Consider the following 15,988-nt stretch of genomic DNA (forward strand, 5'->3'; position numbering starts at 1 on the left):
TTAACAAAACAAAAATTTAAAGGTGATATGTTTTTAGCTTAAGGATTGTTTGTATTTAATAGCTGTTGAAATGTTCACGACAAGGGGGTGATATGTCACAATCAATGGCAGCTAAGAACTAAATCTCAAAACATTACAATCTAGTGAGATTATTGAAATGTAACAAATGGTAATTTGAGGCGGAGAGTGGAGATTGGTTATGATATTGTTATCTGTCTATTTTAGAGATTTGAGTTCAACATCACTTGTCTTAAAGTATCCAACATTAATAGTTGAATCATTTCTTTGTATTGTATTTTCAATTCCAAAATAGACATATCTGGGAATCTTTATTCCGCTTTCAACCATTTCAGAATAAAAGGCATCCAGTAAGCTTAGTAACTTGATTGCCTCATTACCATTCTGATACTTATAGTAATCGGTTGTGTCTGGAATTACAATCATGAAATCTTTCGAGGTGTTGTCTGTAATCTTTGCAAACAGGAATATGGAATGGTTTTCATTATCTATACTCTTACCGGAATCAGACAATAGGCCATTTTCAGAGAGTAAATTATAGGCCATACTAATTCGAATATCAGTCCCTTTGCTATATCGCCCATCAGGATAGATTATTATGGCATACGGAATCCCTGCAAATTCAAATAAAGCTCTGGTTTTTGCTTCATTTTTTGATAACAATTGTATTCCCGTTGGGTTGTTTTTTTCTAAATAATTCCGCCATTGTTTTTCGCCATCGAGGGCTATATCAACAAAAACAATGTTTGCACTGTCTTTAAAATCATTCTTTAATTTTTCCAAAGCAGGCTTCTCTTTGATGCAAGGCTTACACCATGTAGCCCAAAATGTTACATAAACAGTTTTTCCTTTGAGACTTTGAAGTTGAAAATCATTATTGTTGACATCCTTGAATGTATGTTTTGGTAACATGTCGGATTTTCCCTTTGTGAAATCCCATAATACAATCGCATTTTGCAATTCATCATTATGGTAACTTATCTCTTTTGTTTTCCTGATAATTAAGGGTTGAGATAGCAGAAAATAGCCAAACAAAGCAATTAAAACGCAGAACGATAGCAGCCGATACTTTTTTTCAAACTCTTTTCGTGTTATGAATAAACCGATGGTTGCAAAAAGAATTACAAAAATGAAAAAAGGAAAATATATGCTTCTCATTGGAACGCATACCAAAAGAGAAATATATAAAAGAGGTATCCATTGTAACGGTGTTTTACTGTTTATTATACCAGAGATATAAAAACCGGAAGCTATAATTAGCAGTTGAACCCATTTTAATGAAGGATAGTCCTGTATAAATACCAGATTGTCGAGAATGTGGATAACAAGGTAAAAAGGAATTAAGATGGCGAATATTCCTGCTGTAATTTTAATTGTTGTTGTAATTACGTTTTTCATTTTGAACGGATTAGAAGGTCGGCTTAGCTTAATTCCATGGGATATTTACACCACACAAGCGTATCTCAAATATACATATTTGTCAAGGCAATACTTGGATATCTCATGGGCTTTTGCTGAATGGTGCAAAACTTTCACAGATTACCCCTTTACCAATCACATAAAAAAAGATGGAAAGACTCCCGAAACGATATCAGGAATCTTTCCATCTCTAAACCAGCCCGGAAGAAAAAAGTATCAACCGGTATTCTTGACACCTCCGGATATGGCGGTGGTTATCATCAGTAATTTGTTAAGCAACGATTCGGCCATCACAGCATCCGAATCTTTAACAGCACGCCACTCCTGCAACTTACTCACCTGCATTTGGTGCAACGTTAACAGTGGTTTGCGGCGACGGTTAATGTTTTCAAGCAAACTCACCCGGCGACTCTCGGTATGGTCGCCAAGCAATGCTGCCACCTGATTGACACTCTCCGTGTGTTCAGATAATATTTTCTTTAAAAACTCATCCCGTAATGCTTCATCCACCACAAGTCCGGCATAATCGGTCATTAAACCCACATCGGCATTAAGCAGGTTGGTCTCGATATGAATAAGCGTATAGCGCAAAAATGGCCACTTCTGTGCATGCTCCTTTAGTTGCTGATACAACTCCGGTGCCTCCTTCTGCATGGTACGCAATCCATTGCCAACGCCATACCACGCTGTTAAGTTAAAGCGAGACTGTTTCCAGCTGAACACCCACGGAATGGCGCGCAAATCAGCCAACGTGCGTTGACCGGTGCGGCGTGAAGGACGCGACCCAATGCGGCTCTGCTCCACCACGTCGATGGGTGTACATTGGCTATAGAATTTAATAAACTCAGGATGTTTAATCAGTTCCTGATAGTGCGACAAAGAGAGATTGGCCAGATAATCCAGTGCCTCAAAGGGATATTGTCTCTCCTTGTATGGATACATCTGATAGCCGGTTTGCAACGCTGCCCCCGAAAGCAACATTTCAAGATTGTATGTGGCATTCACGAGGTTGGCAAATTGCTGTGCGATGGCCTCTCCCTGCACGGTAAGTTTAATTTCGCCACTAAAAGTACCCAAAGGCATACTATCCAGAAAGCGATGATACTTGCCTCCTCCCCTACTGATGGTGCCACCAATACCATGGAAATACCGAAGATAGATGCCATGTTCACGTGCCACTTTGGTAAGCGAAATTTCGGCCTGATGAATGTTCCAACGACTGGCAACAATACCACCATCCTTATTGCTGTCGCTATAACCAAGCATCACCTCCTGCACAGGCGGGAGGAGCGCACGCTGCACTTTGGTTACCGGATGCGACAGAAAACTGTCAAGGATTCCCGGAGAGTTGTGCAAATCTTCGATGGTTTCGAACAATGGCACCACTTGCAGGGGTAATCCTTTTAAACCAACCTCCCGCATAAAGAGGTAAACGATGAGTAAATCGCTCAGCCCCCGGGTCATACTCACAATAAGCGATCCTATTCCCTCATGGCCATATCTGGTGATATGCTCTTTGATGGCACGGTAACAGGCCAACACCTGATCGGCTTCCGGTCCAACTACAGTATCAGGAACCACAAAGGGACGGTTGCTTTTTAGCTCCTCGGTAAGGAAACGCACTTTTTTCTCCTCATCCCACTTGGTATATTCGTAATCGGCACACGAAGCAGACTTAAGCATTTGCTCAAGTGCCTTGTCGTGAAACGCGCTGTTCTGTCTGATGTCTAAACGAGCCAGATGAAAACCGAAACACTTCACCTGACGCTCCACCGGAAACAGGAAGGTTTCAGCTATCTTATGGGCACCAATTTCGGTAAGACTGTTACGCAGAAAACGCAAATCGTCCTGAAGCTGTGATGCAGACGCATACCATGTGCCCTCCAGCCCAAACTTATCGTTACGGGTGTTTTCCAGTTTAACATTGAGCAAATTCAGATACTGCCGCCAGGGTTCATGATTGTTTCTGCTCACAGCAGCTTCACCCTCAGCACCCAGAATATTCTTCATCTGGCTGATGCGTCCCAGAAGTTCTTCGGGGATGGGGTTACGATAATCGGAAAAACTCATTTCGGCAGCCAGTTGCGTCATTTGAGCCGACAGCAGATTTAATGCAGCAAAGCGGTGCTCCATTAGCGTGCGGCGTGTGACATCGGCCGTAACGTACGGGTGACCATCGCGGTCGCCACCCACCCAACTTCCAAAAGACAAAGTAGGGTAATTATCGGGGTCGCGCATGGTTTTGCGGTTAAAACCAAATGATTTCCAGGTATATTTCAGTCGCTTATCACTAAGCATAAGCGCTTCGGGAAATACGCGGGTAAAATAGTGAAGCACACTGTTACGCTCGGAACTCACATCCGGCTTTTCGAGATAGACCTCACCGCTACGCCACCAACGTTCCAGAAGAGCACGTATGGTTTCATTAATCACCTGACGCTCGGTTTCGGACCAGATGGCGTTTTCCTTTTTAACCAGAAGCAGATAGAGTTCGCGGTGCAATTCAAGTATTGATGTTCGCTTGGCCTCGGTGGGATGCGCCGTTAATACCGGCATAATATGCACTTTGGGAAGCAAAGCAGCAATCTGGCTTTCGTCAAGTCCCTGTTTTTGCCACTTGGTAAACGTTTCGGCCCAGGAACCACGGATGGAAGCAGCACCAACCCGGTTTTCCAGTTTACGGCGAAATTGCACAGCGGCATTCTCTTCCACAAGGTTCATCAGCTGAAACAAAATACTTAGTCCCTGAACCAGCTTCTCTTCTGACATATTGTACTTCTGCGTGATATCCTCCGGATTGTCGTCATTGATGGATGATATCAGTTTGGCAACTGCATCTTCCTTCAAATCCTTAAGCACCTCTTTCAGATATACACTTACAGATGCCAAATCTTTGCTGATTTTCTGCAAACCTTCGGTCTCAATCTGTTGCTTGGCTTGAGCTATTTCCAACTCAGACAGTTCTTTCTTCATTTTTAAATAATGGATTGTTAAGCAGATAAAACCCGAACAACATTATTATCCTCCGGATTAACCGTTTCGTTCCTTTAAAACATGAGAAAAATACAGCATCTAAGTTGAAAACAAAAGCGCCTTTCTGCTTTTTTTGTTTTTTTAGGAATATTGGCATTGAGGGAGGCACAATCCGCTAGCAACAAAGAGTCTGGAAAATGTCGAAACTTGAGCTACAAGTTTTCTCAAGCTGCTTGACCACACTTTGTCAATGTGTCATACCAAGTAAAGATCAGATGACGATCCAAGTAAGTTGTACAAAATTGAAAAAAGCCATTCTGCAAGAAAAAACCTTGACTTAGGTTTCCTTTTGTGAAACTTGTTTGATATTTTTGCGAATAAGATTATGAAAGTACATTTAATTAAAAAACAATCGATTGAGGACTATGTCTTAAGAAATGCCAGAAGTAAGGCATCATTCGAGATTTGGTTATCTATTATTAAACGAGTTGATTGGGCAGAACCTAATGAAATTATTACAACTTTCAATAGTGCTGATATTCTCGGTAACGGTTCAGATAGAGTAGTATTTAATATTGGAGGAAATAATTACAGGCTGATTTGTAAATATCACTTTGGGAATTCGAGAGTGCATCTATTTATTAAGTGGATTGGAACTTCTGCACAATATACAAAACTATGCAATGAGGGAAAACAGTACGAGATTGATGTTTATTAATTGTAATTTAAAAGGTTAAATATGGAAACATTAAAATATACAGTAATAAAAAATGTTGAGCAATACAAAAAGTACTGTGACATTTTAGAGAAATTGATTCTTAGCGATAATAAAGCATCAAATGATGAAATTGATTTGCTTACACTTTTGATTGAGAAATGGGATGTTGAACATAATACATTCAATGATTCAGACCCGATTGAATTACTTAAAACTCTAATGGAAGAACATGATTTAAAGGCAAAGGACTTAGTCAATATCTTAGATTTATCGAAAGGAACAGTCTCTAAGATTTTAAATTACCACAAGGGACTTTCGAAAGATACAATAAGAAGACTTTCCGATTATTTTAAACTATCTCAAGAAGCTTTTAATAGACCTTACAAATTAATTCATGAAGTAAACAGACATTTCCGAAATGCAAGTCTGATGAATACAAGGAAAAATATGATTGAGGCATAAATAGCAACATTTTCACAACATCATATATAAAATATTGGGGTTTTAGTGTTTACATTAATATTTCTGCCCCGCACCAACTTTTGTAACGGCAGACAAAGACGCACACCGCAGCCCCAACAATTCACTTATGTGACCGTTATGAATATATGGGAGTATAGGTGCTGAAACCATGGGAGCATAAGGTTAAGGATAATGGGACAAGTACCCCAATATCCTACCAAGACATTACATGCCGACAAAAGCAATCAAGGTTAATAAAACATGCGTATGGTGACCGGTTCGCCGGCTTTAAGCCGCACATCAAACTTATTGGGTTGTCTCTTATGTCCAAGTAAAACACCGGGAGCACTGGTTGCGCCTTTTACATGGGGTGCAGTGAGCTGAACGCGCTGCGAAATATCAGACAGAAGTGTGACCTCCAAACCCTCTTCGTTCCACTCCATCCTGCTAATAACAATTTGTCCTCGAAGCGCCATTCCTTCGATTGTGCCGCGTTGCCAGCCGGGCGACAAGGCCGGAAGCAATTCAATCGTCCCGGGTTCGGAATACGCAAGTGAACGCAGTATCACCGCCGGAAAACCGCCGCTCATATCCATGTTGAATAGGTTGCCCGGGTTGTGATAAGTAGCCATGGATGGCGCCCAAAAATAACGCGACATCAGGTCGATGATTTCGTGCGTTAAATCGGCCTGACCAGTGTTGGCAGTTACCATGCCCAGTTGAGCCAATCCAAATACCATCTCACCGCCGGCAGCCCCTCGTCGGTGTTCCATGCGTGCTTCAACGGTTTTCAATGCGGCTTCAATCAATTCCGGATTGTTTTTAAATTCTGTATCGATGCGCTCAAAAAGACTATAGAGCTGAGATACATGCCGGTGACTGTGGTTTTCCGTATATTTTTGTGGAAGCCACTCGGCCAGCTCACCATCCGCATTGATATGATAATCGGGCATTCGTTTCAGCATCTCCTCCCATTTCCGAATTTGAACACGGCTTTCGCCAAGCTTCTTGCCTGCCTCAATGCAATTGCGCAAAAGCTCTTTGGCAATCATCACATCCATTGTGGCATTTACAACCAATTGAGATGCACTGTTAGATGGATTATTCTCGGGCGAATAAGATGGTGAGAAAACATATTTCCCGTCGTCGCCAACAAAGAGAAAATCCTCATAAAATAAGGCACTCTCTTTCATGAATGGATATACCCTTTCTTTCAAAAGAAGTTGATTACCAGTATAGAGATAATAATCATAAAGAATGCCGGCAGTCCATCCAGCCCCGCCGCTCCAGAGCGACAAAGTCCAGGTTTTATCAAAATGGATGTTATAACCATGTGAACTGGAATGCGCCGGTACATGAATGCCGCGTGTCCCAAACAGTCGGTGTGCGTTTTCGCGATAACACGGCATCATCCGTTCATGATAATCGAGATAAGCCTCCATCAATTCGGATGTATTGGCACTCAACAGGTGCGATACCGCCACTTCTACGTTGCCATCGTGAGTAAATCCCGACGACCAGGGCGGTGTCCATGTGCCACTCCAAATTCCTTGCAATGTAGGTGGGTTTATGCCAGTAGATGAAATGATGTTGTAGCGAGCCGCATCAAACTGTTTTTGAATGATGGCCGGCGTGGAACCCTGACGGGCACGCACCACAAAAGCCTCGGACTGCAAACGTGCTTCAGCGCCATCTTCGAGCGTTAGCTTTACTCGATTGAATAGTTCACCATGAGTGGCTCGCTGCGCTGTTAAAAGATTTGAGTAATCGCCATCAATTGCTGTGAGCCGGGCTTTCAGACCTGGCACCAATGGTTCAGAGAAGTTATAGTTTGGCTCCACGCTCATGAGAATAGCAACCTCATCGGCATCTTCAACAAAAATCTGGTCGCCAGACGTACGCAATTTACCACCCTGCGCTTTAACCATGGCCACAGCCTCGAAACCCTGAGGCACACCTGCATAATGGTTCCTAAATGCTGTGCGATAAGTGAGAAACTGACTTTCGGCACCACTCTGGGCATGTTGTATTCCCTGCTCCACAAAAGCACGCTGATCCCATGCAATTGGATGTTGCCGCAAACTCACTGTCAGGTTTATTTTTGCCGCACTGCTGATGCGCATTACAATGATGCTGTCGGCCCGCGAAACAAACGAGCTACGTTGAAAAATATGTCCATCCTGATGCCATTGCACTTTTGCCTCGCCGGTTTCAAAATCCACCATCCGTATATAGTCCGAAACATTTCCGGGCTCCATGACCATACGGATGTTACAAACCGGCACAAACGGGTCGATCCACAACATTTCGCCGTAACCTTCGATAATGCTCTGCTCAACCGGGATGGCCGCCGCCTCCTCGTATCTGCCCTGAGCAAGTAGTTCACGGATTTCGGCAAGGCGAGAAGCCTGATCAATGGGTTTGGGTGGCACACGCATGGGAAGATGGTTCAGCGCGTGGTTCACAATGATGGTTTCATCATGCGGATTACCAAAAACCATGGTGCCAATGGCACCGTTCCCACTCAACAGCGCATCCTCCCAATGTGGTGCCGGCTTCCAACTCACAAAGCCCCGCTTGGGGTGTTCAAAGCCGTTTGCAACCAGAAGTATATTGCACAATATCATCCACACAAAAAACAGAACAAATTTTCTCATCGTAAGCTGATTAAAGGCCAATTGTATAGTAATTAGATTATTCTTTACATTATTGTCCGGTAAAAAAACATAATATTGGCGCGAAGAGTCTCAGATTTTAGATTGATAGATTAGTTGAGAAAGATGATTAGAGTGATCATATTTCCTGTCAAATCATATCTATCAATCTAAATGTCTTATCCCCCGTTGCGGGACTTCGCTCTGCTCAACATCAAATAGTCTAAAAGTCTTCAAGGTAGATTTTAGCAGCCATTTAAACGCTGATGACCATATTTATTGAGTGAGTTAATTAATCCGTACCTCCACTGTTGAACCATGTAATCCATCGGAAGATAAACTAACTACTGCAACCCCCGGATTTTTAGCGGCTCGAACAACCACCAGACATTTTCCGTGAAAGGCACTGATTTGTTCACCCACAAAAGGCTGATGATTCGTTTGACTTCCATTGTCCACAGCGGCTATTGAGCCATTACCTGACACTTTCACATAAATCAGGTTGTCGGCATAAGGCACCAGGATTCCATTTTCGTCGAGCACCTCAATGGTGATGAAGGCCAAATCTTCTCCACCGGACTGAATGGTAGCGCGATCGACCCGGGCCACTATCTGTGCAGGCTCACCGGCTGTTGATACCAGAGTTTCTTTTATCACGACACCATTTTTACGTGAAACAGCCCTCAACTTTCCAGGCTCAAAGGGAAGGCGCCACCAAACATGTAAATCATCGTCCGACTTGGATTTAACCCCCTTTGATACGCCATTGAGAAACAACTCCACCTCATCGGCATTGTTGTAATATGCCCACACATCAACCATTTGCCCCGGATCCCAATTCCAGTGCGGAAAAAGATGAAGCACCGTTTTGTTAGTCCATTCACTCTGATACATAAAGTAGGCATCCTTTGGAAAACCGGCCAGGTCAATCACCCCAAAATAGGAGCTACGCGATGGCCACTCATAAGGCGTAGGCTCCCCCAGATAATCGAAACCGGTCCAGATGTACATCCCCGAAAGGAAGTCGTGTTTACGCACTACTTTCCATGTTTCGGCATGGGTTGAGCCCCAAGGCGCACTGCAATTGTCGTATGCCGAACAGCTGTTGTCAGCATTGCCATCGGTGAAGGTCACATCCCAACGATAGGGCCAGCGGCGTATGCTATCCGAAGGCATATCGTAACTACCACGTGTGGCCAGCGCCGACGTGGTTTCGGTGGCAATAAACACTTTTCCCGGAAACAGATTGGGGAAGTCGGCATAGGTTTCATGCTTGTAGTTGTAACCGATTAAATCGAGCGCACCCGACTGAATCAGGAAATTCTCTGGTACCGCATGGTTGTTGCCCGCTGTTACAGGACGCGTGGGGTCAAGTGCCTTCACAATGGCGGCCAGCGTTGTGGTTATTTCCGAGCCTTGCGGTTGCCATTGTTCCAATATTTCATTACCGATGCTCCAAATGAACACACTAGGGTGGTTGCGGTCGCGCATAATGTGGTCACGCAAATCCCTTTCGTGCCATTCATCCCAATAAAGCGAATAGTCGTAGGTAGTTTTTGGAAGTTTCCACATATCAAACGTCTCATTCATGACAATGAAACCCATCTCATCGCAAAGATGCAACAACTCGGGGGCAGGCGGGTTGTGCGCCGTGCGTATGCCATTACACCCCATCTCTTTCAGTATTTCGAGTTGCCGCTGCATGGCGCGCACATTCACTGCGGCGCCAAGCGCACCCAAATCATGGTGCATGCATACGCCTTTTATCTTTAATGGCTCTCCGTTAAGAAAGAAACCCTTTTCTGCATCAAAATTAAAATAGCGGATGCCGAATCTGGTTTGCAAATCATCAATCACCTCGGTTCCCGACAAAATGGATTGGCGCAATGTATAAAGCGTTGGCGCATCTACCGACCAGAGTTCCGGGTTGCGCACCGTAACAACTTGTTTCACCACCGTTTTATCCTGCCCATTTACCGTATAGTTAGATTTTATTTCAGAAACCTTGTTTCCGGCAGCATCATACACCTCGGAAAGCAGCGTAAATTCACGTTCAGAATCATGACTGTTTTTGATAACCGATTCGATACTGACTTCTGCCCTGCCTTTATCCACGGCAGGCGTGGTGACAAACAGCTCCCATGGGTCAAGATAGAGTTTATCGGTAACCGTGAGCCAAACATTTCGGTAAATGCCCGAACCGGAATACCATCTGGAATTAGGCTGAAGCGAATTATCCACTTTCACCACAATGGTATTCACCACACCCGGCGTAATATATGGCGTTAAATCATAGCGAAAAGAGATGTAACCAAAAGGTCGCGTTCCCAGTTCATGACCGTTAACCCATACAGTGCTGTTTTGATATATCCCATCGAATGTGATTTCGATGCGTTTATTGTGGTAGTTTTCAGGTATTAAAAAAGATTTGCGATACCAGCCAATACCGCCAATCATAAATGAAGTGCCAAATCCGCCCGGATTATCGATGTGATAAGGTTCGGTGATGCTCCAGTCGTGCGGCAAATCAACAGACTCCCATTCGACATCTTCGAAAGCAGGCATGTACGCCCCATTGGTGTCGCCGTGATGAAAAAGCCATTGATCATTGAATTTTTCATGATAGCGTACCGTTAAAAGAGCGTTGTCATGAGGCTTGCAGGATACTACCAGCATTACTGCAGCCAAAAACCATAAAACAGTGCTATACCTCATCGAAGTCGAAAATTAAGTGTGAGAAACAATTGCATATAAACCAACCTGCCAAACAGTTATAAATGCCCCTGCGCAGACGTTTCTGCACAGAGACATTCACCCTTACCACTATTAAAGAAAAAAAATGTGTTATACAATTCATGTTTTGCAGTGTTGATTGCTGGACAACACCTTTTGTATAAAAATCATTTCTGAGATACTCAGTGACTGTTTAAATTTTATATTAAATCTGCTTTGAAGATTTTTAGACTATTAGATGCTGAGCAGAGCGAAGTCCCGCAACGCGGGATAAGATATTTAGACTGATAGATATGATTCAACAGAAAAAAAGATCAATCTAACAACCTTCTTTCTAATCTACTCTATCTGTCTTAAATCTAAAACTCTTCACGTCTATACCATATTGTATAAATTAAACTTAAACAGTTACTCAGATGGTTAATGCATCTGAGTAACATCCTCAAAAATAATTGAACAACTGTTGAGCAATCGGGCAAAAATGAACCGAAAAAAGGGTGAAAATGTCATTATACTATGGCATGATGTATTTATGAAGGGGTAAAAATGTCATCATAAAACATTACAAAAACCTATCAATCAACATCCTTCGGGTTACGCGCATACTCCGACGGCACCACACCAAACTCATCTTTGAAATACTTGGAAAAGTACTTTGGGTCGTTGAAACCAACCATAAAGGCTATTTCAGAAACCGTTTGCTGACTTTTTGCCAAATATTGGGCAGCACGTTTTAAGCGCATCAAACGAATAAATTCCACCGGTGTTTTACCGGTGAGGGCAAGAATCTTGTTGTAGAGATGACCACGGCTCACGCCAAGTTCGCGCCCCATGCGTTCTACAGAAAATTCGCTGTTTCCGATGTTCTTCTCCACAATTTTCAGCGCCTTGTTAAGGAACTTCTCATCGAGTGAGGTGATCCCAATTTCGCCCGGCTTAATTTCAAACTTACGCGAAAAAGCGTGCTGAAAAGATTGTCGCATCTCTATCAGCCGCTTGATCTTCAGCTCAAGAATCTCGTAATTAAACGGCTTGGTAATGTAATCTTCGGCACCGGCTTCCAGTCCTTCGAGTTTCTGCTCATTGGCAGTACGAGCTGTTAAAAGGATAACCGGGATATGAGAAGTTCGGGCATCCCCTTTTATTCGGCGGCAAAGTGCAATGCCATCCTCCACCGGCATCATAATGTCACTCACAACCAAACCGGGCATGGCAGAGAGGGTTTTCTCCCACCCTTCGAAGCCGTTGGGGGCTTCTAAAATGGTAAAGTTCTGTTTTAGGTTTTCCTTAAGATAGAAGCGAAGATCCTCATTGTCTTCCACTATTAAAAGAGTCGGTTTCTTATTGCTATCAACCAGATGCTCATTACTTTCAGCAACATCCTGAGAAATAAAATCAGGTTCAGCCTTTGGCGAATCAGGCAGCTCTTCCCTTGCAACAACTTCATCGTTCAAAGGCAATCGCACAATAAAGGCGCTACCATTTCCGGGTTCACTCTCCACGTGAATTGTTCCGCCATGCATCTTTACAAACTCCTGCGTGAGCGACAAGCCAATGCCACTACCCTGGTTGATGATGGTAGCATTGTCATCGATCTGAAAAAAGCGATCGAAAATGCGTTCCTGACGTTCCGGTGAAATGCCTATTCCGGAGTCTCTCACCTGTATTTCGAGATATTCAAGTCCGTTAAAACAATCTAAAAATTCACTACTATGTGGCTCACAACGTAATAAATGCAAATGTATCCGACCGTTTTCAGGGGTAAACTTCACAGCATTTGAGAGAAGATTAAAAAGTATTTTTTCCATCTTATCCTGGTCGAAATGAACCATGTACCTTTCCATGTTAGAGGAGATACTACAGGCAATACTTTTGCTTTCAAACAGATCGATAAATGAGTTAAAGCCATCGGAAATAAACCGGACTATATCACCATAGGATTTATTCAATGAGATTTTATCCACCTCCAGTTTTCTGAAATCCAGAAGTTGATTCACCAGGTTAAGCAAGCGCTTTGCGTTGCGGCCAATGAGCGTCAACTGCTCGCGAATGGCCGCATCCTTCACCTCCTTCAGAAGCTTATCGAGCGGTGTCAGAATAAGCGTTAAGGGTGTGCGAAACTCATGGCTCACATTGGTGAAAAATCTGGTTTTCATAGCATCGAGGTCGCGCATGCGATAGTACTCGGCTTTCTCCTGTTCACGCAAATAGTGCATGCGTTCACGTCGGCGGATGGTGAAAATCAGCAGCAATATCAACAAAACAAAAAGCACGAAATAGATAAGATATGCCAGTGAAGTGGCATAAAATGGCGGAATCACCCGGATGGTGAGTGTTGTTTCATGTTCATTCCAGCTACCGTCACTGGCCGATGCCATCACCCGAAAAAGATAAACGCCCGGGTTAAGATTTGTGTAAGTGGCCAATCGGTTGCGCGAGTCGGTCTCTATCCAATCATTGTTAAACCCTTCCAGTTTGTATCTGAAACGGGTACGTTCCGGATGAAAATAGTTCAAAGCCGAAAAACCGATGGCAAATACATTCTGGTTGTGCCTGAGTGACACCTCTGACGACAAGCCGATGGCCTGATTCAACACCACATGGCCATTCACCTTCTCGCCAATACCAACACTTCGATTCATCAGCTTAAAGTCGGTTAATATCACTGGAAAATCACGTTCATGCCCGGTAATATTATTCGGAATAAACAGGTTAAAACCATTTCCTCCACCAAAAATAAGTTCGCCGGCTGAAGTTTTTAGAGCGGAGTGCTCGTTAAACTCTAGTCCTTGCAAACCATCGAGCAGATCGTAATTTCGAAACGCGATGGAGCCATCGTTGGTTGTAACAAGGTTGGACAATCCATTGAGGGTGGCAATCCAGATGTCGCCCTTACCATCGTCGAGCATGGTGATGATGTTGTGATCTGGCAGGCCATCGGTCTCACGAATAACTTTAAACACGTTGCGTTCCCTGTCAAAAAGGTTTAATCCGTTTCGGGTACCAATCCAGAGGCGGCCTTTGGCATCTTCGAGGATGGAGAGCACGCTTGAGTGGCTTATTCCTGACGGGTTATTCTCATCGTGTATGTAGTGGCGAAAACGGTTGGTAGTTGCATCTAGCACCGTTAGCCCTGCGGATGTGCCAATCCAGATGTTTCCCTGGCTGTCTTCGTTCAGGGCGAGCACAAAATCTGAACTGATGGAATTAAAATCACCCTCACGGTGATGTACAAAACTGTTGGTTCGTTCGTCGAACATAGACAATCCGCCACCAAGAGTGCCAATCCAGAGACGGTTTCGGCTATCTTCTAATATTTGCCACACGCGGTCGTCAGAAATCCCGGATGGGTTGTCGGCGCTGTGTCGGTAATGGGTAAAACGGCGACCGTCGAAGCTGTTTAGCCCACCCTGATAGGTGCCAATCCACAAACGATCTTTATGGTCGATGCACAATGAGACAATGATATCACTACTTAAACTGTTTGTGTCTCCGGGTATATGCCGATAGGTGCGAAAACTGTTTTTTGCACGATCAAAATAGACCAGTCCGTTGCCATTGGTGCCAATCCAGAGATTGCCCAGCCTATCTTCGGCAAAACAGTTTACATCGTTTGAAAAAAACTGCGACTGTTGGTAGGGCAAACTTCGGAATAACTGAAACTGGTATAAACGTTCATGATAATAGTTTATGCCATTTTTAAAAGTCCCAATCCAGATAATGCCATCGGAACTTTTGTGTATGGATGTGATGACATTGGAGCTCAAACTGGTTACATCACCCGGTTTGCATAAAATCTGCTCAATAGACTGTGTGCGCTTGTTAATTACATTGATGCCGCCATGATCAGTGGCCACCCAAATCCGGCCATCTCTATCCTCCACAATACCCGAGATCAGATTATTGGAAAGCGCATAAGGTCTGGAGTTGGCGCTCACTACACGTGTGGCTCCGGTTAATCGGTTAAGATAGATGACGCCATCGCCATAAACTGCGGCATAAATCCAAAAATCACCATCGGAATCGATAAAAAGCCGAAACCCTCGGTTGGAATCCTTTGTTAGAACATCCGCGTTGAAAAAGATTCTGTCGATTACAGCGAGCGAAACCGGATCCACCACATCAATCACGCCGGAATGATGCACCAGATAAGCAAATCCGGCGTTGCAGAAAACCACGTCCGTTACCCTGTCAGAGGAGATTGAACCGGAATCATTTTGTTGATGCTGCAAATGACTTATGTAATCCTTTGCGGGATGATAATGGTAAACACCTGAAAAACTGTTGGATATCCAGAGAGTGGAGTCCCTTCCAACTCTGATGCTACTTATGTTATCCGTTGGCAAGGGAACATTTTTATGAAAAAGTTCATGATCTGTGCCAAACTTTTCAGTGCGCGGGTCAAAAATAAAGTGACGGTTGGTGGTGAAAAGCCAAAAATAACCAAGGTGATCTTCATACATCCTGTGTATGCTGTTTTCGGGCAGCGATGTAGGGTCGCCGGGCACATTCTTAAAAACCTTGAATGCATACCCATCGTACCTGTTAAGACCCGAAACTGTGGCAAACCAAATCACCCCTTTGCTATCAGAAAAGATTGTGTTTATCTGGTTATTGGAAAGACCCCATTCGGCATCGATGCGGCGAAACTGGTTGGCGGCCTGCTGTGAATAGGTTGCAGACCATACTATCAGAAAAAGTAAAATTGACGCTACTTTCATTGGCTTAGGGATTCATAATTAAATCCGGAAAATCTGTGTTAAAATAGTCAAAATCGCGCATCGAACCAAGAGATGGGATAGGGTTTAGAGTTTATAGTTGTGGGTTGAGGGATCAAGGTTGAGAGTTGAGAGTTGAGGGTTGATGTTATTAGGTTTATGAATTATTAATGCAGAAAAATCAATCTGACGACTTGTAAAGTGGTTGACGGTTGGTGCATTATAAGAATAGCGCTTATAAGATTGCGAAAGCTAAATAGGGTCAAAATCGCTGTGCGATTTTGACCCTAGAG

The 15,988-nt window shown here is 43.6% G+C and carries 7 protein-coding genes; 2 read left to right on the forward strand and 5 right to left on the reverse strand.

The features are described 5' to 3' along the window. Window positions 1-216 precede the first annotated feature (216 nt). Both ALKIM_RS0102980 and ALKIM_RS0102985 read right to left on the reverse strand, forming a co-directional pair. Window positions 217-1,416: a TlpA family protein disulfide reductase gene (locus ALKIM_RS0102980; protein ID WP_026473355.1), complete on the reverse strand. Its 1,200-nt coding sequence runs from the start codon at window positions 1,414-1,416 to the stop codon at window positions 217-219. Between the two features lie 237 nt (window positions 1,417-1,653). Continuing rightward, a complete protein-coding gene (locus ALKIM_RS0102985) occupies window positions 1,654-4,410 on the reverse strand; it encodes a phosphoenolpyruvate carboxylase (protein WP_052345286.1) in 2,757 nt (918 codons plus the stop codon). A 385-nt stretch (window positions 4,411-4,795) separates the two neighbouring features. Here ALKIM_RS0102985 and ALKIM_RS0102995 point away from each other — a divergent pair, with 385 nt between their 5' ends. Then, complete coding sequence (locus ALKIM_RS0102995) at window positions 4,796-5,128, forward strand: type II toxin-antitoxin system HigB family toxin (RefSeq protein ID WP_026473357.1); 333 nt, start codon at window positions 4,796-4,798, stop codon at window positions 5,126-5,128. 21 nt (window positions 5,129-5,149) lie between these two features. After that, the gene (locus ALKIM_RS0103000; protein ID WP_026473358.1) at window positions 5,150-5,590 is read left to right on the forward strand and encodes a helix-turn-helix domain-containing protein; all 441 of its coding nucleotides are present in this window, start codon (window positions 5,150-5,152) and stop codon (window positions 5,588-5,590) included. A gap of 251 nt (window positions 5,591-5,841) precedes the next feature. Here the strand turns inward: ALKIM_RS0103000 and ALKIM_RS0103005 are convergent, their stop codons facing one another. The 3 genes from ALKIM_RS0103005 to ALKIM_RS0103015 form a co-directional block, all read right to left on the reverse strand. Next, window positions 5,842-8,247 (reverse strand): glycosyl hydrolase family 95 catalytic domain-containing protein, encoded by a 2,406-nt coding sequence (locus ALKIM_RS0103005; protein WP_044117714.1) that lies wholly within the window; start codon window positions 8,245-8,247, stop codon window positions 5,842-5,844. A gap of 285 nt (window positions 8,248-8,532) precedes the next feature. Then, window positions 8,533-10,959 carry a beta-galactosidase GalB gene (galB, locus tag ALKIM_RS0103010; RefSeq protein WP_026473360.1) on the reverse strand — a complete coding sequence of 809 codons (2,427 nt, stop codon included), beginning with the start codon at window positions 10,957-10,959 and terminating at the stop codon, window positions 8,533-8,535. A gap of 593 nt (window positions 10,960-11,552) precedes the next feature. After that, entirely contained in the window at window positions 11,553-15,698 is a 4,146-nt protein-coding gene (locus tag ALKIM_RS0103015; RefSeq protein WP_044117715.1) for a hybrid sensor histidine kinase/response regulator transcription factor, read from the reverse strand. Between the last annotated feature and the right edge of the window lie 290 nt (window positions 15,699-15,988).

The organism is Alkaliflexus imshenetskii DSM 15055 (assembly GCF_000517065.1).
GTDB lineage: Bacteria > Bacteroidota > Bacteroidia > Bacteroidales > Marinilabiliaceae > Alkaliflexus > Alkaliflexus imshenetskii.

What these genes read in the sequence shown, in the direction of transcription:
- galB (WP_026473360.1), bottom strand. Translation starts at nt 10,959, where the DNA reads ATGAGGTATAGCACTGTTTTATGGTTTTTGGCTGCAGTAATGCTGGTA.
- ALKIM_RS0103005 (WP_044117714.1), bottom strand. Translation starts at nt 8,247, where the DNA reads ATGAGAAAATTTGTTCTGTTTTTTGTGTGGATGATATTGTGCAATATA.
- ALKIM_RS0103000 (WP_026473358.1), top strand. Translation starts at nt 5,150, where the DNA reads ATGGAAACATTAAAATATACAGTAATAAAAAATGTTGAGCAATACAAA.
- ALKIM_RS0103015 (WP_044117715.1), bottom strand. Translation starts at nt 15,698, where the DNA reads ATGAAAGTAGCGTCAATTTTACTTTTTCTGATAGTATGGTCTGCAACC.
- ALKIM_RS0102980 (WP_026473355.1), bottom strand. Translation starts at nt 1,416, where the DNA reads ATGAAAAACGTAATTACAACAACAATTAAAATTACAGCAGGAATATTC.
- ALKIM_RS0102985 (WP_052345286.1), bottom strand. Translation starts at nt 4,410, where the DNA reads ATGAAGAAAGAACTGTCTGAGTTGGAAATAGCTCAAGCCAAGCAACAG.
- ALKIM_RS0102995 (WP_026473357.1), top strand. Translation starts at nt 4,796, where the DNA reads ATGAAAGTACATTTAATTAAAAAACAATCGATTGAGGACTATGTCTTA.